This is a genomic window from Aureimonas sp. AU4, from assembly GCF_001463765.1.
Taxonomy (GTDB): domain Bacteria; phylum Pseudomonadota; class Alphaproteobacteria; order Rhizobiales; family Rhizobiaceae; genus Aureimonas.
Window position 1 is genome coordinate 1 of sequence record NZ_BBWK01000023.1, and the last position, 20,469, is coordinate 20,469.

General features: G+C 72.2%; 15 protein-coding genes. 8 read left to right on the forward strand and 7 right to left on the reverse strand.

Annotated elements, in window-relative coordinates; translation table 11 throughout:
* The 8 genes from AUL35_RS08220 to AUL35_RS08255 all read left to right on the forward strand — a co-directional run.
* The coding region (locus tag AUL35_RS08220) for a sarcosine oxidase subunit gamma (protein WP_062013913.1) at window positions 1-433 on the forward strand (433 nt) is incomplete at its 5' end.
* Window positions 434-541: 108 nt separating this feature from the next.
* Complete coding sequence (locus AUL35_RS08225; RefSeq protein WP_062013915.1) at window positions 542-1,819, forward strand: aromatic ring-hydroxylating dioxygenase subunit alpha; 1,278 nt, start codon at window positions 542-544, stop codon at window positions 1,817-1,819.
* 8 nt (window positions 1,820-1,827) lie between these two features.
* The gene (locus AUL35_RS08230) at window positions 1,828-2,925 is read left to right on the forward strand and encodes an FAD-binding oxidoreductase (protein ID WP_062013917.1); all 1,098 of its coding nucleotides are present in this window, start codon (window positions 1,828-1,830) and stop codon (window positions 2,923-2,925) included.
* Window positions 2,922-3,911, forward strand: a complete 990-nt coding sequence (locus AUL35_RS08235; RefSeq protein ID WP_062013919.1) for a GlxA family transcriptional regulator — start codon at window positions 2,922-2,924, stop codon at window positions 3,909-3,911. Before AUL35_RS08230 ends, AUL35_RS08235 begins: the two co-directional genes overlap by 4 nt.
* Window positions 3,908-5,950, forward strand: coding sequence for an NADH:flavin oxidoreductase (locus AUL35_RS08240; RefSeq protein ID WP_062013921.1), 2,043 nt, complete (start codon window positions 3,908-3,910; stop codon window positions 5,948-5,950). The genes AUL35_RS08235 and AUL35_RS08240 overlap by 4 nt, the downstream gene beginning before the upstream one ends.
* 10 nt (window positions 5,951-5,960) lie before the next feature.
* Window positions 5,961-7,865 carry a DUF3483 domain-containing protein gene (locus AUL35_RS08245; RefSeq protein ID WP_156417898.1) on the forward strand — a complete coding sequence of 635 codons (1,905 nt, stop codon included), beginning with the start codon at window positions 5,961-5,963 and terminating at the stop codon, window positions 7,863-7,865.
* Window positions 7,865-9,028 (forward strand): electron transfer flavoprotein subunit alpha/FixB family protein, encoded by a 1,164-nt coding sequence (locus tag AUL35_RS08250; RefSeq protein WP_306304360.1) that lies wholly within the window; start codon window positions 7,865-7,867, stop codon window positions 9,026-9,028. Before AUL35_RS08245 ends, AUL35_RS08250 begins: the two co-directional genes overlap by 1 nt.
* A 2-nt stretch (window positions 9,029-9,030) precedes the next feature.
* On the forward strand, window positions 9,031-9,744 hold the full coding sequence (locus tag AUL35_RS08255; protein WP_062013939.1) for a hypothetical protein: 714 nt from the start codon (window positions 9,031-9,033) through the stop codon (window positions 9,742-9,744).
* 4 nt (window positions 9,745-9,748) lie between these two features.
* Here AUL35_RS08255 and msrA read toward each other — a convergent pair whose 3' ends face one another.
* The 7 genes from msrA to AUL35_RS08290 form a co-directional block, all read right to left on the reverse strand.
* Window positions 9,749-10,462, reverse strand: a complete 714-nt coding sequence (gene msrA / locus AUL35_RS08260; protein WP_062013923.1) for a peptide-methionine (S)-S-oxide reductase MsrA — start codon at window positions 10,460-10,462, stop codon at window positions 9,749-9,751.
* 136 nt (window positions 10,463-10,598) lie between these two features.
* Window positions 10,599-11,855 (reverse strand): arsenic transporter, encoded by a 1,257-nt coding sequence (locus AUL35_RS08265; RefSeq protein ID WP_062013925.1) that lies wholly within the window; start codon window positions 11,853-11,855, stop codon window positions 10,599-10,601.
* Window positions 11,856-12,034: 179 nt separating this feature from the next.
* Window positions 12,035-13,480: an MFS transporter gene (locus AUL35_RS08270; RefSeq protein WP_062013927.1), complete on the reverse strand. Its 1,446-nt coding sequence runs from the start codon at window positions 13,478-13,480 to the stop codon at window positions 12,035-12,037.
* 128 nt (window positions 13,481-13,608) lie between these two features.
* Window positions 13,609-15,252: an ABC transporter substrate-binding protein gene (locus AUL35_RS08275; RefSeq protein WP_062013928.1), complete on the reverse strand. Its 1,644-nt coding sequence runs from the start codon at window positions 15,250-15,252 to the stop codon at window positions 13,609-13,611.
* Entirely contained in the window at window positions 15,249-17,672 is a 2,424-nt protein-coding gene (locus AUL35_RS23055; RefSeq protein ID WP_062013931.1) for a HAMP domain-containing sensor histidine kinase, read from the reverse strand. Before AUL35_RS23055 ends, AUL35_RS08275 begins: the two co-directional genes overlap by 4 nt.
* An 84-nt stretch (window positions 17,673-17,756) precedes the next feature.
* On the reverse strand, window positions 17,757-18,473 hold the full coding sequence (locus AUL35_RS08285) for a response regulator (RefSeq protein ID WP_062013933.1): 717 nt from the start codon (window positions 18,471-18,473) through the stop codon (window positions 17,757-17,759).
* Complete coding sequence (locus AUL35_RS08290; RefSeq protein WP_062013940.1) at window positions 18,470-20,224, reverse strand: DUF3369 domain-containing protein; 1,755 nt, start codon at window positions 20,222-20,224, stop codon at window positions 18,470-18,472. The genes AUL35_RS08285 and AUL35_RS08290 overlap by 4 nt, the downstream gene beginning before the upstream one ends.
* Window positions 20,225-20,469 lie beyond the last annotated feature (245 nt).

Consider the following 20,469-nt stretch of genomic DNA (forward strand, 5'->3'; position numbering starts at 1 on the left):
GCTCGGCGCGGCGCTCGGCCTCGCGCTTCCGCGCGAGGCCTGCCGCGCGGCGGACGGGGCCGACGTCTCGGCCCTCTGGCTCGGGCCCGACGAATGGCTCCTCGTCTCGCGCAGCGAAACGGCGGAGGCGATCGCCGCCCGTGCGGCCGAGGCGATCGGCGACACGCCGCACAGCCTCGTCGACGTCTCCCACCGGTCCGTCACCCTGCGGGTCGAGGGTGCGGATGCCGCGCTCGCGCTCAACGCATCCTGCCCGCTCGACCTCGGCCTCGCCGCCTTTCCGCCGGGCGCCCTGACCCGAACGGTGCTCGCCAAGACCGAGATCGTGCTCTGGCGCACCGGCCCGGACTGCTTCCTCGTGGATGTCTGGCGCTCGTTCGCCCCTTACGCGCTCGGGCTCCTGCGCGAGGAGGCGCGCTCGCTGGCCGCGTGAGGCTCGTGTCGCAAAAATGACATTTCCTGTCGCCTCCATGGATGTGGGCGACCTGGAAACGCTCCAGACTGCCCTCCATCGCCGCCCGCCTTCATGAGGTGTGATGCCATGCTCGACCGCACGCAGACGCCGCTCGCCTCGCTCCTGCGCCGCCGTCGGCCGGGCTATTCGCTGGAGGCGCCGTTCTACACGGACCCCGCGATCTTCGCCGCCGACATGGAAGCGGTCTTCGAGCGCACCTGGATCTTCGTCGGCGTCGAGCCCGACGTTCCCGAGCCCGGCGACGTGATGACCCTCGACATCGGGCGCAACGCCATCCTGATCGTCCGTGACGACGATATGAACGTGCGCGCCTTCCACAACGTCTGCCGCCACCGCGGCGCCCGCCTCGTCCACGAGGACAAGGGCACGGTCGGCAACCTCGTCTGCCGCTACCATTCCTGGACCTACAATCTCGACGGCGACCTGATCCACGCCGAGCATATGGGCGCCGAATTCGACCCGAAGTGCCACGGCCTCAAGTCCGTCCACCTGCGCTCGCTGGAGGGGCTGCTCTTCGTGTGCCTTGCCGACGAGCCCCCGGCCGACTTCGACGACATGGCCGCCGCCATGGGCCCCTACATCGCGCCGCACGACATCCGGAACGCCAAGATCGCCTACACGCACGACCTCATCGAGCCGGGCAACTGGAAGCTCACGATGGAGAACAACCGCGAGTGCTACCACTGCGGGGCGAACCATCCGGAACTCACCGTGCCGCTCTTCGCCTACGGCTTCGGCTTCGCACCGGAAGACCTCGACGAGGCCGAGCGCGAGCAGGCCGCGCGCTACGGCACGCTCGTCACCGACAGTCACGGCGCGTGGGAGCGCGACGGCATCCCGAGCCGCATGCTGGAGCATCTGGACGACCGCGTCACGGGCTACCGCACCGAGCGCCTGCCTCTCGACGGCGACGGCGAGTCCCACACGATGGACACCAAGGCCGCCTGCCGCGTGCCGCTCGGCGCCTTTCCCTCGGCGAAGATGGGCGGGCTCCACTTCTGGACCCAGCCCAACTCCTGGCACCACTTCATGGGCGACCACGCGGTGTGCTTCTCGGTGATCCCGCTCGACGCCGAGCGCTCGCTCCTGCGCACCAAGTGGCTGGTTCACAAGGACGCGGTGGAGGGCGTCGACTACGATCTCCAGAACCTCATCGACGTCTGGATGGCGACCAACGCGCAAGATTCCGAGCTCGTCGGCTTCTGCCAGGCCGGCGCGCGCACCAGCGCCTACCAGCCCGGCCCCTACTCGCCCCATACCGAGATGCTCGTCGACAAGTTTTGCAACTGGTACATCAGGCGCATGCGCGAGCATTTCGACCCCGCCGGCGGGCCGGCGCTCTAGAGGCCGCCATGGATGCGCTCGCCCCCCGCAACGGTCCCGCCCTCTGGAACCCGGAGGAGGACGAGCATCTCGTCTGCCGCGCCGTGCGCGAGGAAACGCACGACGTCAGCACCTTCGTCTTCGCGGCGCGCTCGGGCGGCGCGTTCCGCTTCGATCCCGGCCAGTTCCTGACCTTCGAGTTTCCGGTCGCGGGCGAGCCGGTCTATCGCTGCTACACGATCGCATCCGCCCCCTCGCGCCCCGACACCGTGTCGATCACCGTCAAGCGCGTGCCCGGCGGCCCCGTCTCGAACTGGCTGCACGACCACATGCGCCCGGGCGTTGCGGTCAAGGCCAGCGGGCCGATGGGCGAGTTCTCCTGGGCGCGCCAACCCTCCTCCCGCGCGCGCACCCTGCTTCTGTCGGGCGGCAGCGGCGTCACGCCCATGATGTCCATGGCGCGCACCGGCTTCGACCGGGCCGAGGCGCGCGACACGGTCTTCGTCCACGCCGCCCGCACGCCGCTCGACATCGTGTTCCGCGACGAGCTGGATCTCATGGCGCGCCGCGATCGCGCGTTTCGCACGGCCTTCGTGGTGGAGCGCGACGCGCCGGGCGTCGGCTGGGGCGGCTATCGCGGGCGCCTCACACTGCCGATGCTGGAGTGTATCGCGCCGGACTGGCGCGAGCGCGAGGTCTTCGTCTGCGGCCCCGCGCCCTTCATGCGCGCCGTCGGCGAGATGCTGGCGGGCGCCGGCTTCGCGATGGCGCACCACCACGAGGAAAGCTTCGACTTCGCGGAGCTCGCGGGCACCGAGAAGGCGGAGGCCGTCGAGGCCAAGGCCGAGATGAAGCGCGAGGCGCGCGTCTTCCGCATCGAGTTCGCCAAGACGCGCCGCCATGTCGACTGCCCCGAGGACGTGACGATCCTCGAAGCCGCGCGGCGCGCCGGCATCCGCCTGCCAGCCTCCTGCACCAAGGGCCTGTGCGGCACGTGCAAGTCGAAGAAGGCGAGCGGCGAGGTGGAGATGCACCACGGCGGCGGCATCCGCCAGCGCGAGATCGACGCCGGGCAGATCCTCCTGTGCTGCTCCAAGCCGCTGTCCGACGTGGTGATCGAGCGGTGAGCGCAACGGTCGACCTCGGCGCCGTCACGCGCTTTGCGTTCCTGACGCTGCCGAACTACTCGATGATCGCGCTCTCGGCCGCCGTCGAGGCGCTGCGCATGGCGAACTACCTCGCCGGCCCGACCTACAGCTGGCAGATCGTCACCGCCGACGGCGCGGGCGTCAACGCCTCGAACGGCCTCTCGCTCGGGCCGACCCGCTCGCTGCGCGAGGCCGCGCCCTTCGACGCGGCGCTCGTCTGCGGCGGCGTCGACGTGCGCCAGGCGGTGGACCGCGCGACCGTCGAGGCGTTGCGGCGCCTCGCGCGCTCGCGGGTGCCGCTCGGAAGCCTGTGCACCGGCGCCTTCGCGCTGGCCGAGGCCGGTCTCCTCGACGGCTATCGCTGCGCGGTCCACTGGGAGAATCTGGCCGCCGTGCGCGAGGAGTTCGACCGCGTCGAGTTCACGGAAGATCTCTTCGTGGTGGACCGCGACCGCTTCACCTGCACCGGCGGCTCGGCGCCCCTCGACATGATGGCCCGCTTCATCGAGGCGCGGCTCGGGGCCGACACCGTGCGGCGCCTGTCGGAGCAGTTCGTGCTCGACCGCCTGCGCGGTGGCGCCGAGCCGCAGCATCCGGCCGTGCCGCCCTCGCCGCGCGGCCACCCCGCGCTTTCCGAGGCGGCCCAGCTCATGCGCCGCACGGTCGACGCTCCGCTCGCCGTCCAGGCGGTGGCGAACCGCGTCGGCCTGTCGGTGCGCCAGCTCGAGCGCCTGTTCCGCCACCATCTCGGCGTCGGTCCGGCGGAGTTCTCGATGCGCCTGCGCCTCGACCACGCGCGCGAGCTCCTGCGCCAGTCGGACCTCGCCGTCACCTCGATCGCGGTCGCCTGCGGCTTCGCCTCGCCGCCTCACTTCTCGGCCGCCTATCGCCGCCGCTTCGGCCGCGCGCCGCGCGCCGAGCGCGCCGCCCCTGCCGCCGTCCGCCAGCCGGAGCTCGCCTCATGATCGCCCATGCCGAAGCTCTCCTGCGCCCGATCACGATCCGGGGCCTGACGATCCGCAACCGCGTCATGTCGACGAGCCATGCGCCGGGCTACGGCGTCGGCGGCAAGCCGGCCGAGCGCTACCAGCTCTACCACGAGGAAAAGGCCAAGGGCGGCATCGGCCTCACCATGTTCGGCGGCTCCTCCTCGGTCGCGATCGACAGCCCGGCCACTCCCTGGGCGCAGGTCTCGGTGGTCGACGACGCCGTCGTGCCGTTCTTCCGCGAGTTCGCCGACCGCATCCACCGGCACGGCGCCAAGCTCATGATCCAGCTCACCCACATGGGCCGGCGCACCAAGGACAACACCGACAACTGGATGCCGGTGGTCGCCCCGTCCGTGGAGCGAGAGCCGGCCTCGCGTTCGATTCCTAAGGAGATGGAGCCCGAGGACATCGCGCGCGTCGTGCGCGGCTTTGCCGAGGCCGCCCGGCGGTGCCGCGAAGGCGGGCTCGACGGCTGCGAGATCTCGGCCGCTCACGGCCATCTCGTGGACCAGTTCTGGAGTCCGAGCTCGAACCGGCGCACGGACGGCTATGGCGGCTCGCTGGAGAACCGCATGCGCTTCGGCATCGAGGTGCTGGAGGCCATGCGCGAGGCGGCCGGCGAGGACTTCGTGATCGGCATCCGCATGTCGGGCGACGAGCTGATCCCGGACGGCCTGTCGGCCGACGACCTCACCCGCATCGCAACCGAATACAGCCGGCGCGGCCTCGTCGACTTCCTGAACGTCATCGGCGGCCAGGCGCGCGACCACATCGCCCACGCCGTGTCGCTGCCGAACATGAGCTTCCCCGTCGCGCCGTTCCTTCCCATCGCCAGCGCGGTGAAGCGCGAGGTGGACGTGCCGGTCTTCCACGCCCAGCGCGTGACGGATCTGGCCACCGCCGCCAGGGCCGTTCACGAGGGCCATGTCGACATGGTCGCGATGACGCGCGCCCATATCGCCGATCCGCACCTCGTCGCGAAGCTCGAAGCCGGCCGGGCCGACGACATCCGGCAGTGCGTGGGCGCGGGCTACTGCATCGACCGCATCTATGTCGGCGGCGACGCGCTCTGCATCCAGAACGCGGCGACGGGCCGCGAGGCGACCATGCCGCACGTCGTCCCCAGGACCGACGGGCGCCGCAAGACCGTGGTCGTGATCGGCGGCGGCGTCGCGGGGCTGGAGGCGGCGCGCGTTTCGGCCGCGCGCGGCCACCGCGTCGTCCTGTTCGAGCGCTCCAGCCAGCTCGGCGGGCAGGTCCGCATCGCCGCCAAGGGAACCTGGCGCGAGGCGCTGACCGGCATCCCGCGCTGGCTGGAGGGGCAGGTCGCAAAGCTCGGCGTCGACGTGCGGCTCGGCACGGAGGCCACCGCCGCGCTCGTCGAGGCCGAGGCGCCCGACGTGGTGATCGTGGCGACCGGCGGCCTGCCGAACATGGGCCACGCGACCGGCGCCGAGCGCCACGCCGTGTCCACCTGGGACGTTCTGGAAGGCCGCGTCGAGCCAACCGGCACCGTGCTCCTCTACGACAACATGGGCCAGCACAACGCCGCCTCGACCGCCGAGCTCATGGCCAAGCGCGGCTGCCTCGTCGAGATCGCGACCCACGACCGCATGGTGGGCGAGGAGATCGGCACCACGAACCAGCCGGTCCACCTGCGCGAGCTCTACAAGCTCGGCGTCGTGATGACGCCCAACATGGAGCTGATCGAGGTCTATCCCGAGGGCAACCGCCTCGTCGCGGCGCTGCGCAACACCTATACGGACGCGGAAGAGGAGCGCGTCGTCGACCGCGTCGTGGTGGACTACGGCACCAAGCCCGTGGACGCGCTCTACTTCGCGCTGAAAGACCGCTCCGCCAACCACGGCCAGATCGACCAGGAGGCGCTGGTCGAGGGCCGTCCGCAGCCAGGTGGCGGCGAGGGCTTCCAGCTCTACCGGCTCGGCGACGCGGTGGCGGGGCGCAACATCCACGCCGCGATCTACGACGCGCTGCGCCTGTGCAAGGACCTGTGAGGCCGCGCCCGTGACCGCCGCGCTGGGGCTCCTCGTTCTTCTGATGGTCCTGGTCGCGGCGTTGCGTCTCTGGCCGCGTGTCCGGCTCTGGCGCGCGGGCACGCCCGCCCCGGTCGACTGGCGCGCCGGGCTTCTGGCGCTTCCCGGCCGCTACCTTCACGATGTCCACGCCGTCGTGGCACGCGACCCCTATGCCGCGCGCATGCACGCGGCCGTGGCCGGCGGCCTCATCGCGGCCTGCGCCCTCGCCGCGCTCGCGCTCCTGCCCCCGCTCGGCGCCTCGCGCGTCCTTGCCGGCCTTGACGCGCTCGCCTTTCTCCTGATGCTCGCGGGAACGGTGGCGGTCGGTGCCCGTCGCTATCCCGCCAGGCCGCAGCGCCTGTCGGGCGGCGCGTTTCAGGTTCTGCCCTTTCTTCTTCTCGGCCTCGCGCTGGGCGGTCTTCTGGCGGCCGGAACGCACGCCCTCGCGCTGCCGCCCGCCATCGGCTGGAGCGGCCTCGCGCTCGCCGCCGTCGGAGGCCTCGGGCTTGCCTGGAGCGTCGGCGCCGGGCCGATGCGCCACGCCGTGGCCGGCGCCACATGGCTCGCCGCCCATCCCCGGCCGGCACGCTTCGGCCACGACCGGCGCGACACGGCGCTGCGCCCGCTCGCGCTCGACGCGGAGAAGCTCGGCGCGGAAACGCCGGCCGATTTCACGTGGAACACGCTCCTGTCCTTCGATGCTTGCATCCAGTGCGGGCGCTGCGAGGCGGCCTGCCCGGCCTTTGCGGCCGGCCAGCCGCTCAATCCCAAGCGCCTCGTCCAGGACCTGGCGGCCGCGATGACGCCGGGCGGCAACACGACCTATGCCGGCAGCCCCTATCCCCATGCGCGGCCCGTCGCCGGCACCTCCGGCCTTCATGCCCCGGTGATCGGCGAGGGCGCGCTGGTGCATCCCGACACGCTCTGGAGCTGCACGACCTGCCGCGCCTGCGTGGCCGAATGCCCGATGATGATCGAGCACGTGGACGCGATCGTGGATCTGCGCCGCTTCCAGACGCTGGAGCGCGGCGCCGTGCCGCCACATGCGGAAGCCGCGCTGGCCGAGCTGCGCGGGGCCGACGAGCCGGGCGGCAACCCGCTCGGCAACCGCACCGACTTCGCTCCGGACGTGCCGCTGATGCGCGAGCGCGGCGGGGCCGAGATCCTCCTGTGGCTGGGCACCGGCGCCTTCGATCTGCGCACGGGCCGCACGCTGCGTGCGCTCGTGCAGCTCCTGCGGGCCGCGAAGGTCGACTTCGCGGTGCTGGGCGAGGAGGAGCGCGACTGCGGCGACCTCGCGCGCCGGCTCGGCGACGAGGCGACGTTCCAGCGCCTCGCGCGGCTCAACATCGAGACGCTGAACCGGTACAGGTTCAGGCGCATCCTCACCGCCGATCCGCACTCGCTCCACACGATCCGCAACGAGTACCCCGCGCTCGGCGGACGCTTCGAGGTCGTCCACCACACCGCCTTCCTGGACGAACTCGCGGCCGCAGGCCGTCTCGCGCTGAAACCGGCCGGCGGCGAGGCCGTGACCTTCCACGACCCCTGCTATCTCGCGCGCTACAACGGCGAGGTGGACGCCCCACGCCGGCTCCTCGACCGCCTCGGTCTCGAGCGCCGCGAGATGGCGCGCTCGGGCACCCGTGCCCTGTGCTGCGGCGGGGGCGGCGGCGCCCCGCTCAGCGACGTCGCGGGCGAGCGGCGCATTCCCGACATCCGCATGGCGCAGGCGGCCGAGACGGGCGCCGCGCTCGTCGCCGTCGCCTGCCCGCAATGCGCCGTGATGCTGGAGGGCGTCGCGGGCGAGCGCCCCGACGTCCTCGACATCGCGGAGCTCACCCTGCGCGCGCTGGTGCCCGCCGAGGCGCCGCGCGTGGCGGTGGGCGTCTGATGCGCCCGCGCCGCGACCCGCGCACGGAGCGCGAAGCGCATCGCCTTGTCGGGGAGCCGGGGCGTCCGCGCTTCGACTGGGCCGCCGCCGCGCCCAAGCGTCCGCGCCGCGACCCGCGCCGCGACACCGTGCTCCTGCCCGGCCCCGCCGGGCGCCTGCGCCTCGACCGCAGCCTTGCACCCGCCGCCGCCGCGATCGCGCCCGCGCCCACCCCATCCCCGGTGCGAGAGCCCGAGCCGATCCGCGTCGAGGACGCCGCGCTGCGCGTTCTCGTGGTGGTCGATCCGGGCGAGGACGAGCTGACGCCGCACGACCGGCAATGCCTCGCCGCCGCGCGTCGCTGGGCGGGCCCGGCGGGCGGCGTCGTCCTGGTCGCGGACCGCCCGGTCGCGGAGGCCGGGTCGCTCGGCGCGGACCGCCTCGTCGTGATTGCGCCCGAGGATCATCCGGCGAGCCGTTTCGAGCGGGTGCTGGCGGTCTGGGACCAGTTCGCCCTGCCGCACATCCTCTGCCCCGAAAGCGAGGCGGGCGGCGACCTCGCGCGCCGGCTTGCTGCCCGCACCGGCCGCCTCTTCTTCGCCGGAGCGGAAGCCGTATCGGCCGACGGCTCGATGGTGCGCGCCGTTCGCGGCCGGGGCGTCGACCAGATCGTGCACGGCGCCGCGATCGTCACCCTCGCCAAAAACATGATCGCCGTGAAGCCCGAGGCCCCGCGCGAGGCGCGCCCGATCGCCGCCGAGCCGGCGCCCGTTGTTTCGCGTGAAACACGCCGTCTTGCCGCTGCGCGCGGCAGTCAGCCGCTGGCGGAGGCCGAGTTCGTGGCCGCCGCCGGCAACGGCGTGGCGGACCTTGCTCTGTTCCGTGCGCTGGCGGAGGCGCTGGGCGCGACGCCGGGTGCGAGCCGCATGCTGTGCGACGCCGGCCTCATGCCGCGCGAGACCCAGGTCGGGGCGAGCGGCACGGTGCTCATGGCCGACTGCTACCTCGCGCTCGGCATTGCCGGCGCGCCGCAGCATCTGCAGGGCATCGCGGGCTGCCGCAACGTCGTCGCCGTCAACACCGACCTCCACGCCGCGATGGTGGAGCGCGCGAGCCTCGCCGTCGTTGCCGATGCCGGTCCGGTGATGCGGGCGATGCTCGACCTTCTCGCGCGGGGCGAATGAGCATGCGTGTCGCCCTTCTCCTGTCGGCGAGCCGCCATCCCGTGTCGGGACGCCCCATGCCGACGCGCGGCGAGCTGCAGGCGCTGGCGCTGGCCCGCTCGCTCGGCGGCGAGGTCACGGGCTTCTTCGCCGGCGCGGATCCGACAGGCCCGGCGCGCGCGCTCGGCCACGGGCTCGACCGCCTCGTCCATCTCGCGCTGCCGGAGGGCACCGATCCCGTGCCGGCCCTCACCTATGCCTTGCGGGCGGAGGGCCTCGCGCTGGCGCTTGCGGGGCCGCGTTCGGTGGGCGGCGACGAGACGGGGCTCGTGCCCTATTGGCTTGCCGAATGGCTGGGATGGGAGATCGCCGGCGGGGCCGTCGCGCTCACGCGCACGGGTGACAACGTCGAGGTGACGGAGGCACTGCCGCGCGGCGCGCGGCGCGTTCTCGCCGCGTCCGGGCCGCTCATGGTGGTGGCTCATGCCGGCGCGCCCGCGCCCGCCCCTTACGCCTATGCGCGCGAGCGGCGCGGCCGGGTGGAGCGGCGCGAGGCCAATTCTATGCCGGACGCGCCCGGGATGCCGGACGGCGTCGAGGAGCGCCCCTTACGCCGCCGCGCGCCGATCGTGGCGGACGCGGCCCGGGGCGCGGGCACGCGCCTCGTGGCGCCCGCGCCCGAAGAGGCGGCGCGCGCGATCCTGGCCGAACTGCGCCGCGTCCGCGCGATCCCCTGATCCGTCAGCCCGCCTTGGCGGCGACCTCGGTGCGGTAGCGCTCGGGGAAGAGCTTCTGCAGGGCCTCGACCTTCGGGCGGTCGTTGACCACGATGTAGGGATAGGTCGGGTTCCGGGCCATGAAGTCCTGATGATACTCCTCGGCCGGGTAGAAGGCGCCGGTCTCGATCTTTGTCACGAGCGGCTTGCCGTAGGTCTTGGCGCCGTCGAGCTGCGCGATGTAGCCCTTGGCTTCCGTCGTCTGGGCATCGTTCTGCGCGAAGATCGCCGAGCGATACTGTGTGCCGTGGTCGGGACCCTGGCGGTCGAGCTGCGTCGGGTCGTGCGCCACCGAGAAGTAGATCTGCAGGATCTCGCCATAGGTGATCTGCGAGGGGTCGTAAGTGACGCGCACCGCTTCCGCATGGCCCGTTCGGCCGGTCGAGACCTCCTCGTAGGTCGCCGTGTCGGCCTTGCCGCCGGCATAGCCGGATTCGACGTGCGTCACGCCGCGCACATGCTCGAACACGCCCTCGACGCCCCAGAAGCAGCCGCCGGCGAGCACCGCCGTCTGCTGGCCGGCGGGCGCCGCGGCCTCGGTCTTGGGCGCGGGAACCCGGCGCATGGCCTCGTCGGCCTCCGCGCCGTTCGAGGCCAGCACCACGGCGACCGCCGCGCCGCCGAGCGCCAGCATGGCGATCGCGGGAAGCGAGAAGCGGGACTGCGAGCTGTGTCTCATGGGAGGGTCCTCCGATGTCCGGCGCCAGTGCTGACGGCAACAACGATTTGCGCGCCAATCGTCTACACCCGATCGAGCGCGCCGATCATGACAAATCGGAAAACTGCGTCGAAACGTCGGCAGCGGGTGCGGTCGGCTACCAGGGCTGGAAGGCGACCGCGAGAAGCGCGAGGACGAGGGCCGGCGGCATGACGAGGAAGCCGAGCTTCAGGAAGCGCCAGGCACCGAACTCGATTCCCTCGCGCCGCAGCGCGGTCAGCCAGAGGATGGTCGCGAGCGACCCCGTGACCGACAGGTTGGGGCCGATGTCGACGCCGACCAGGATCGCGTCCACCACGCGCTGCGGCAGCTCGACCCCTTGCGCGAAGGCGCCCGCCAGAAGGCCGAGCGGCAGGTTGTTGGTGAGGTTGGTGAGGATGGCGAGCGCCGTGCCGATGGCCAGCGACCCGATGCGGGGCGCGGCGTTCAGCGGTCCCTGGAAGGCCTGCGCCAGCGCGTCCTGCACGCCGCTGAGCTCCAGCGCGCGCACGATCACGAAGAGACCCGCCACCAGCACCAGCGTGTCCCAGGACACGCCGCCGAGCGGTCCCCACGGGGCGCGGCGCTCGGCGATCGAGGTGAGGGCGAGCGTGCCGAGGGCGGCCAGAAGCGTCGGCCAGCCAAGTTCGAAGCCGAGCGAGGAGGCGACCACGAGCACGAGCGCGGCGACGCACAGGCCGATCGCCGCCACGCGCCCGCCATGGCTGAGCGGAGGCACGGTGACCGCCTCGCCGAGCCGGCCCTGAAGCGCGCCCTGCTGCGACCAGCGCAGGCACGCGAAGGTCGCGGCGATCGACAGCACCGAGGGCAGGAGGAAGCGCGCCAGCCACTCGCCGAGATGCGGCAGGTGCTCGCCGAAGACCACGAGGTTGGCCGGGTTCGAGATCGGCAGGACGAACGAGGCGGCGTTGGCGACAAAGGCGCAGACGAGGAGGTAGGGCACGGCGTCGGGGGCGCGGGCCGCGCGCGCCACGGCGGCCACGGCCGGCGTCATCACCACGGCGGTCGCGTCGTTCGACAGGAATACCGTGACCAGCGTCGCCACGAGGTAGATCAGGACGAAGAGGCGCTCGGGCGAGCCGTCGGCGCGCTTGGCCGCGAGCGCCGCCAGCGTGTCGAACAGGCCCTCGCGGCGCGCGATCTCGGCGAGCAGCATCATGCCGGCGAGGAAGAGGTAGACGTCGAGGCCGGAGCGCACGCCCGCGATCCCGTCGCGCGGCGAGATCAGGCCGAGCGCCACGAGAAGCACGGCGCCCACCGCGGCGAAGATCCATTCCGGCCAGCGGAAGGGCCGAAAGATCACGCCGGCCACGCTCAGCGCGCTGATCAGCCAGATACCCGCGTTGCCGCCCATCGTCCTGCCGTTCCTTCGAGAATGCGTTGCCCGTGGCGGGCCGTGCGGTCGGGTGCCGCGCCCCGGGCGGCCGCGCCCGTCCCGTGCGGAAAACGGGCGGGCGGACGCGTCCTCGGGACGGAGCGGTTTTCAGGGCGAATCGGCCGGCGGGCCGCCGCTGCCGAATGCTGGGCGGCGCTCTATTCGCCCTTGCAGGCGGCGGCAACCTTGGGCGCGGAGACGAGCCACAGGACGAGACCGCAGAGCGCGAAGCCGGCGAGCGCGAGATAGGCGGTCGAGAAGCCGAAGCGCTCGACGATGAGGCCGGCGATGGCGGGGCTGAGCGAGGCGCCCACCCCTTGCACGGTCATCACCGCGCCGAGGCCCGCGTTGACGTGGCCCGTGCCGCGCAGGATGCGCGCGACGAGGCCCGGGACGGCGACGCCGAGCAGCCCCGCGCCCACCCCGTCCAGCATCTGCACGGGGATCAAGGCATAGGGGTTCGGCCACAGGCCGGCAATAAGGCCGCGCAGGGGCATGGCGGCGAGCGCGGCGACAAGAAGCAGGAAGTAGCCGCGCCGCCCCGCGAAGCCCGCGGCGAGCAGCGCCACCGGCACCATGGTGAGCTGCGCGATGATCACGGTCGCGGCCGTGTAGGAGACCGGATCGGTCAGGAGCGACTGGATCGTGGTGTGCTGCGGCTGGGCCGGCTCGGCTGCCGGGCGGCCGGAGGTCGCCTGCCCGGGGGAGATGGCGGTCGCGGTCGCGCTGCCGTTGCCGGCCGGCTGGTTGGCGGCGGGCGTTGCGGAGGACCCGCCGGTCGCCGTCGCGGACCCGTTCGCGGCGCCCGCCCCGTTCGCGCCGTCCGCCTGCTGCTGCTGCGAGGCGACCTGCTGGCCGAGCAGCGGCAGCATCGCGCCGTTGCCGAAGTGGAAGAGCATGAGGGTCGCGGCGAGGATCAGGAGCGGGGTCGAGCGCCACAGGACGCCGAAGCCCGACGGCGCCTCGCTTTCCTTGCCCTCCTCCTTCTCCAGGCCGCGCGCCGCGTCGTGGTCGATGTCCTCGGGACGGATCAGGAGAACGGCGATGATCGAGGCGACCGCCAGGCCGGTCATCAGCGTGAACACGGCCGGCAGGCCGAACTCGTAGCCGAAATAGCCGGAGCCGGCGGCGGCCACGACGTTGCCGCCGTGGTTCCAAGCCTCGTTGCGGCCGAGCTGGGGCGCCAGCCCCTTCTGGCCGACGAGGCCGAGCGTCAGGCCGGCGAGGGCCGGGCCGATCGCGGCACCCGCGATGCCGGTCGCGATCTGCGAGGCGGTGACGAAGGCGAAGCTCGGCACGAAGAGGATGGCGAGCGAGGCGGCGATCACGAGGCCGGCGCAGAAGGCGACCATGAAGCGCTTGGCGCGCGTGGCGTCGGCGAGCGCGCCGAGCGGCGTCGTGGCGAGCATGCCGGCGATGCCGCCGATCGTCATCACGAGGCCGATCGTGGCCGTGTCCCAGCCGCGCCCGATCAGGAAGATGCCGAGAAAGGGGCCCAGCCCGTCGCGCACGTCGGCCAGGAAGAAGTTCACCGCGCCGAGCGCCTTGAGCGAGCGCGAGCGGGCGGGACGGGCGGCTGACGCCGTGACCGCGAGTGTGCTCATGACAATCTCCACCAGGCGGGCCGACGAGCACACGCGTCTCGTGCGTCGGTGGCGGGCCGCTCGCGATAATGTGAAACCCCGGTGGAGGTTGCCCGGCTATCGACCGGAAGCGATTATTTCTTGCACGATCAGGGTGCCGTACTATTTCGCCCCGCCGCCGCGTCCGCGCCGCCAACGAGGTCGACGCCGGTGAAGTTGTGGTAGCCGAGCGGGTCCATCACGAAGTTGCGCACCTCGCGGCGCGCGCCCACCGCGAAGACCGAGTGGGCGATCGGCACCCAAGGGGCCTCCTCGCGGAAGATGCGCTCGGCCTCGACATAGAGCTCGCGGCGGATCTCCGGGTCGGCCTGCGTCCTGGCCCGGCGGATCAGCTCGTCGAAGCGCTTGTCGCACCAGCGGGCGATGTTGTTGCCCCCGATCCGCGCCGTGTCGCAGCTGAGCAGCGTCGTCATGAAGTTGTCGGGATCGCCGTTGTCGCCGGTCCAGCCGTAGAGCGCGAGCGGCACGTTGCCGTCCTGCATGACCGAGCGGTAGCTGTTCCACTCGGCCGTGCGCGGATAGGTGCGGATGCCGAGCTTCTCGAGGTCGGCGCTGATCATCTCGTAGACGCGGATGCCGTTGGGATTGTAGGGCCGCGAGACCGGCGTGTACCAGAGATCGGCGTCGAAGCCCTTCTCAAGGCCCGCCTCGCGCAGGAGCCGGCGCGCCCGTTCCGGATCGTAGGGATAGCTCTCGGCCGTCTCGTCATAGGCCCAGTTGGCGGGCGGCAGCGGGTTCGCGGCCTCGATGCCGCCCGCCCCGTAGATGGCGTCGATGATCGCCCGCTTGTCGATGGCGTAGTTCATCGCCTGGCGCACGCGCCGGTCGTTGAAGGGCGGGCGCGACGTGTTGATGGCCATGTAGCCGACGTTGTAGGCGGGGCTCTCGTAGAGCTTGAGCTCGGGATTGGCGCGGATGGCGCGCATGTCCTCGGCGTCGGGATAGGCGCTGGCGTGGCACTCGCCGGAGGCGAGCTTGGCGAGGCGCGCCGAGGCGGTGGGCGTGATCGAGAAGACCAGCGTGTCGATCGCCTGCCGGCCGCGCCAAGACCGCTCGAAGACGCGGTAGCGCACGAGGACGTCGGGGCGGAAGTCGACGAAGCGGAAGGGTCCGGTGCCGATCGGCTTCGTGTCGATCTCGGCGGGCGTGCCCCGGCGCAGGAGTGTGTCGGCGTATTCCGCCGAGAGGATCGACAGGAAGGGCATGGTGAAGTTGGCGAGGAACGGCGCGTTGGGCTCGCGCAGCCGGATGCGCACGGTCAGCGGGTCGACCGCCTCCACGCTTTCCAGAAGCTCCGGCATGCCCGCGTCCTGGAAGTAGTCGAAGCGCGGCGTGGAAACGGCGTGGAACGGGTGGTCGCTCCGCCATTGCCGCTCGATCGAGAAGACGACGTCGGCCGCCTCCAGCGTGCGCGTCGGCCGGAAGATGTCGCTGTCCTGGAACTCGACGCCCGGGCGCAGATGGAACACGATCTCGCGCCCGTCGGCCGACACGGTCCAGGACTCGGCGAGCGCGGGGCGCAGCCGCGTCGTGCCGGGCTCGAACTCCACCAGCGTGTCGAAGATGGGCTTGGTGGCGTCCATCGCCGTGCCGGTGATGGCGAGCTGCGGGTTCATCGCCTCCGGGTTGCCCTCCGAGCAGAACACGAAGGTCTTGGCGAGGGCCGGCGCGGGCGCGGCGGCCAGGAGGCCGAGCGCGCACAGGAGAGGCAGGGGGGCGGCGCGGCGGATCATGCGGGCGTGCCTTCGAGCGAGGGGGCGGGAAGCGGGCGGCCGGCGGGCGCGCGATGGGCGTCGGCGGCCTCCCCGGCGGGCTGCTGGGGGGCGGTGAGCGGCAGGTCGAGGGTGAAGGTCGTGCCGCGCCCGACCTCGCTGGTGAAGCGGATCGTTCCGCCCAGCGTCGCGGTCACGAGGTTGTAGACGATCTGGAGGCCGAGCCCGGTCGAGCCTTCCGCGCGGCGCGTGGTGAAGAAGGGGTCGAAGATGTGCGGCCGGTCGGCGGGCGCGATGCCGCGCCCGTCGTCGGTGAAGCGGATGCGCAGGCCGTCCTCGCAGCGGCGCGCGATGGCGACGCGCACGTGGCCGCCGGTGCGCGTCGCGAAGGCGTGGGCATAGGCGTTGGACAGGAGGTTGGTGAGGACCTGCGCGAGCGCGCCGGGATAGGAGTCGAGAACCAGCCCCTCCTCGCACGACACCTCGACATGGTGCCCGCCGCGCCGTCCCATCGGCCCGAGGCTCGTGAAGAGGTCGGCCGTGAAGGCGCCGAGGTCGAAGCGGCGCCGGTCGTCGCTGGTGCGGTCGGCGGCGACCTGCTTGAAGGCGTGGACGAGATGGGCCGCGCGCTGGACATTGCTGGTGGTGAGGCGCGCCCCCTCGATCAGGCGCTCCACGAACTCCTCGAAGTCGGCCTGCGTCAGCTGCCCGGCGAGCGCGTCGTCGCGGAAGCGCGCCGCCTCGCCGCTCATGGCGGTGGAGGTGGTGAGCGCCACGCCGAGCGGGGTGTTGATCTCGTGCGCGACGCCGGCCACGAGCTGGCCGAGCGAGGCGAGCTTCTCGGCCTGGATCAGGTCGGACTGCGTGTCGCGCAGGCGCCGCAGGGCGTCGTCGGCATCGTCCTTGGCGCGGCGCAGCGCCGCCTCGCGCCGCGTCAGCTCCGACAGGAAGCGGTTCGTGGCGCGCGTCATCGAGCCCACCTCGTCGCGCCGCCCGGCGCCCGGCAGGAGCGCTAGGCCCCCGTTGGCCGCGCGGTCGTTCATGTCGTGCTCGAGCCGGCGCAGCGGCAGCGTGATGGAGCGCGCGACGAGAAGCCCGCTGACCGAGGCGAGAAGAAAGGCGAGCCCGCCGCCCAGCACCATGATCCGGCGCACCGCCGTGCCGATCTCGTCGGCATGGCGCGACAGCTCGTTGTTGAGGCCGGTCACCTGCAGGAGCATGACGCCCGCCGTGTCCGACATGGCGACCAGGAGCCCGTTCTGCGTGGCGAGCCCTTCGCGCATGGCGTCGAACCCGTCCTGCCAGCGCTTCACCGTGTCGATCATGTCGGACTGGATCAGCGGCGAGATCGGAAGCGAGGCGATCTTGTCGCCGATCGCGCGGCTGATGGTGAGGAGCCCCGCCACCTCGGAGGGCGAGCGGCGCTGGAGGACGCCCTCGCCCGTGCGGCCGAGCTTCAAGGTGTCGATGGCGATGGACTGGGTCGCCTGCTCGGTCTCCTGCGCGTTGATCGTGTAGGTGAGAAGGTCGCCGATCTCGGTCTGGAGCGCGCGCTGGGCCGTGCCGTTGATCTTCAGCTCACGGTCGAGCCAGCCGAGAAGCGAGCGCGCCCCCTCAACGCCTTCGCCGAGCGGGGGCAGGCGATCGGCCGTGATGCCGGCGTTGCGGGCGCGCTGGAGCGCTTCGGCCAGCTGGTCGTAGCCGTTCTGGATGCGCGCGCGGTCGAAGGCGTCGCCGGAGGCGGCGTCGAGCGCGCCCGCGATCAGGCCGTCGGCCAGCGCCCCGCGCAGGGCCTGCGCCCCGTCCACCACCTCGCGCAGGCGCTGGAGGCGCGCGTCGCGCCCTTCCAGCGTCGTCACGAGGTCGCCGTTGGCGCGCTTCTGGCGGTCCCGCGCCTCGTCGGTGAGGAGCACGAGCTCCTCCAGGCGCCGGTCCATGGACTGGGTCAGCCGGTCGCTCGCCCGCGTCGAGACCGTGAGGTCGCCCATCAGGCGGCGATAGCGCTCGAGCGTGGAGAGCGTGCCCTCGATCGCCGAGAGCTGGTCGGGATCGCGGATGCGCGCGGACAGGTTCTGCAGGCCCGTGGCCGCGCTCGTCACCGAGGCGCTGAAGGCCGAGCCGTAGCGGGCCCGCTCGTTCGCCTGCGCGCGCACGAAGGCGTCCTGCGCGGCCATGCCCGAGACGACCTGCCGGTAGATCGTGGCCGCCTCCAGGGCGCCGGCACGCGCCAGATCCGCCCGGTCGAGGAGCACGATCGAGAGCGCGGCGATCGCGGCGATCGCAAGGATCGGGATCGCCCCCACCAGGAAGACCCGGTGGGCGATGGTCGGGCGCAGCCCGCGCGGCGTCCAGCCCGGCCGCCGCGCCGCGACATCTCCCGCCGCCCGCTCGCGAAGGCGGATCCGGGCGGCACGAAGCGGAAGGCGGCGGGACAGGATCATGAGGCGGCGGGCGACCGGGCGGGGATCATGAGGAACGGGATGTCATTGTCGCGCGGCCGTGTTTCGTCCCGATTTCACCCCCACTCATCCGGTGGGCGAGAAGACGTAGCCCGAGCCGCGCACGGTGCGGATCACCGTCGGATGCTGCGGATCGGGCTCGATCTTCTTGCGGATGCGGGTAATGCGCACGTCGATGGCGCGGTCGAAGGCGTCGGTGTCGCGCGCCGAGGCGAGGTCGAGCAGGCGCTCGCGCGTGAGCACGCGGCGGGGATTCTCCGCGAAGGCCTTGAGGAGGCTGAACTCGCTGTGGACGAGTTGCACGGCCTGTCCGTCGTCGTCGCACAGGAGCTGCGCCTCGAGATCCAGCCACTTGGTGCCGAAGCGCACGCGCGGGCGCGGCTCCTCGGGCAGCGCCGCGCTCGCCGCCGCCGTCGCCGTGCTGCGGCGGATCACGGAGCGGATGCGCGCCAGAAGCTCGCGCAGCTCGCAGGGCTTGGCGAGGTAGTCGTCGGCGCCGAGCTCCAGCCCCACCACGCGGTCGACGAGGCTGGCGGTCGCCGTCAGCATGACCACGGGAATCTGCGTCTCGCCCTTCAGGAAGCGCACGATCGACAGGCCGTCCTCGCCCGGCATGTTGAGGTCGAGCACGACGAGATCGGGTGTGCGGCGGTCGAGGAGCTGGCGGAAGCTCGCGCCCCCGTCGCACAGCTCGACCTCGTAGCCGTTCATGCGGATGTAGTCGCCGATCATCTCGCGGGTCGGCGCCTCGTCGTCCACCACGACGATCAGGGGCTCGCTCATGGCTGTTCTCGCGTCCTCGTCTGGGGGGCCGGGTCCAGGGACCGGTCGGCGGGAAGGGTGAGGGTGAAGGCGGCGCCGCCGAGCGGTCCGTGCTCGAGCGCCTCGACGCGCCCGCCGTGGAGGTCGGCGATCTTGCGCACGATCGAGAGGCCGAGACCCGTCGCGCTCTCGCCGCCCGTGGGCTGGGCCGACAGGCGCTGGAAGCGGCCGAACAGGCGCGCGACGTCCTCGGAGCGAAGGCCGGGGCCGGAATCGGCGACCGTCACCATCACCTCGCCCGCATGCCGCGTCGCGCTGACGGCGATGCGCCCGCCGGCCGGCGTGTACTTCACCGCGTTGCCGACGAGGTTCTCCACTGCCTCGGCGATGCGGTCCGGGTCGCAACGCGCGCCGAGCCCCGGCTCCGCCGAGACCGTCAGCACCTGCCCCTTCGCCTCGGCAAGGCCCCGCGCAAGCTCGGCGGTGCGTTCCACGATGCGCCCGAAGTCGGCCGGGCGCGCCTCGATCACGATGTCCATCGCATCCGCCATGGCGTCGGCGATCGAGCGGTCGAGGATGCGGGTCAGGCGCTGCGCGGCCTCGCGGATCGGGCCGGTCTGCTGCCGGAAGGGCGCGGCGCCCGCCTCGTCCAGCCGGTCGGCCAGCGCGCCCAGCATCTCGGCCCGGCCCATGATGACGCCGAGCGGATTCTTGAGGTCGTGGGCGATCGTGCCGAGGATCTCGTTCTTGAAGGCGTTGACGCGGCGAAGCTGCGCCCCTTGGGCCTCGAGCCGCGCGTTGGCGGCGGCGAGTTCCGCCGTGCGGCGGTGGACGCGCTCCTCCAGCGCCTCGTTGGCGAGGAGGATCTCGGCATGGAGGCGCGCGTTGTCGAAGGCGATGGCGAGCTTGGCGGCAAAGACCGTCAGCAGCGACACCTGCGCCGGGCTCGGCTCGGTCGGGTTGTCGACGAGCACGAGAAATTCCGACCCGCCCTCGGTGCGCAGGAAGAGGTGCGTCGTGCCGTCCTCGTGGAGGATGCGCCGGTCCTCGGCGGCCATGCGCCGGAACAGCTTGTCGAAGTCGATCCCCTCGCCCCGCTCGCCGGCGAAGGTGCCGAGCCGGGCGAGAACCGAGTGGGCGGCATCGGCGTTCTCGCGCGCCAGCACGATGCCGGCGGCCTCGAGCGCGAGCAGCGCGTTGAGCTGGAGAAGAACGCCCAATCCCAGCGTTTCCAGCGACCGGCGCGAGAAGAGGTCGGACGAGGCCTGGACGATCAGCTCCAGCCCGCGCCGCGTGTCGTCGAGCCGGCGCAACTGCTCGTAGGAGCGCAGGGCCGAGGTCAGCGCGGTGAACAGGCGCTCGGCGGTGAGCTCGGTCTTGGCCTTGTAGTCGTTGATGTCGTAGTCGACGACGACCTTGTGCTCGGGCGCCTGCCCGGGTTGGCCGGTGCGCAGGATGATGCGCACGAGCTCGTTGCCGAGATCCTGGCGGATGCGCCGCGCGAGCCGCAGCCCCGCGTCCTCGCTCTCCATCACGACGTCGAGCAGCACGACCGCCGTGTCGGGATGGGCGCGCAGCGCCTCGAACCCCTCCTCGCCCGAATAGGCGCCGTGGAACTCGAGCCGGCGACCGTTGAGGGCGAAGCGCTGCAGGGCGAAACGCGTGCCGTCGTGGACCGCCTGGTCGTCGTCGACGATCAGGAGCTTCCAGCGCGGCAGAACCGACGCCGGCTCCCGATCGGCCGCAGCGAAACTGATCCAACCATCCCGCATCGTCTTGGCTTCTTGCCCGAAGGCGCCCCTGCCCCATCTTGCCTTGCTTTCGCCACGAAGCATACATTGCTCCGCGACAGGTCGAAAGAGTTCGGCGGACTGCGTGACCTTCGGGAAGGATGGCACCAACCATCTCCCCGAAGCCTCAGCGCCCCGGTCGAACACGGCCGGCCAAGGCACCGTAATACTCATAGTCGAACTCGCAGGCGGGCGTCGGGCGCGCGGGGCGAAGGCCGCTCATACCG

What these genes read in the sequence shown, in the direction of transcription:
- AUL35_RS08290 (WP_062013940.1), bottom strand. Translation starts at nt 20,224, where the DNA reads ATGCGGGATGGTTGGATCAGTTTCGCTGCGGCCGATCGGGAGCCGGCG.
- AUL35_RS08285 (WP_062013933.1), bottom strand. Translation starts at nt 18,473, where the DNA reads ATGAGCGAGCCCCTGATCGTCGTGGTGGACGACGAGGCGCCGACCCGC.
- AUL35_RS08230 (WP_062013917.1), top strand. Translation starts at nt 1,828, where the DNA reads ATGGATGCGCTCGCCCCCCGCAACGGTCCCGCCCTCTGGAACCCGGAG.
- AUL35_RS08250 (WP_306304360.1), top strand. Translation starts at nt 7,865, where the DNA reads ATGCGCCCGCGCCGCGACCCGCGCACGGAGCGCGAAGCGCATCGCCTT.
- AUL35_RS08255 (WP_062013939.1), top strand. Translation starts at nt 9,031, where the DNA reads ATGCGTGTCGCCCTTCTCCTGTCGGCGAGCCGCCATCCCGTGTCGGGA.
- AUL35_RS08240 (WP_062013921.1), top strand. Translation starts at nt 3,908, where the DNA reads ATGATCGCCCATGCCGAAGCTCTCCTGCGCCCGATCACGATCCGGGGC.
- msrA (WP_062013923.1), bottom strand. Translation starts at nt 10,462, where the DNA reads ATGAGACACAGCTCGCAGTCCCGCTTCTCGCTTCCCGCGATCGCCATG.
- AUL35_RS08225 (WP_062013915.1), top strand. Translation starts at nt 542, where the DNA reads ATGCTCGACCGCACGCAGACGCCGCTCGCCTCGCTCCTGCGCCGCCGT.
- AUL35_RS08270 (WP_062013927.1), bottom strand. Translation starts at nt 13,480, where the DNA reads ATGAGCACACTCGCGGTCACGGCGTCAGCCGCCCGTCCCGCCCGCTCG.
- AUL35_RS08275 (WP_062013928.1), bottom strand. Translation starts at nt 15,252, where the DNA reads ATGATCCGCCGCGCCGCCCCCCTGCCTCTCCTGTGCGCGCTCGGCCTC.
- AUL35_RS08265 (WP_062013925.1), bottom strand. Translation starts at nt 11,855, where the DNA reads ATGGGCGGCAACGCGGGTATCTGGCTGATCAGCGCGCTGAGCGTGGCC.
- AUL35_RS23055 (WP_062013931.1), bottom strand. Translation starts at nt 17,672, where the DNA reads ATGATCCTGTCCCGCCGCCTTCCGCTTCGTGCCGCCCGGATCCGCCTT.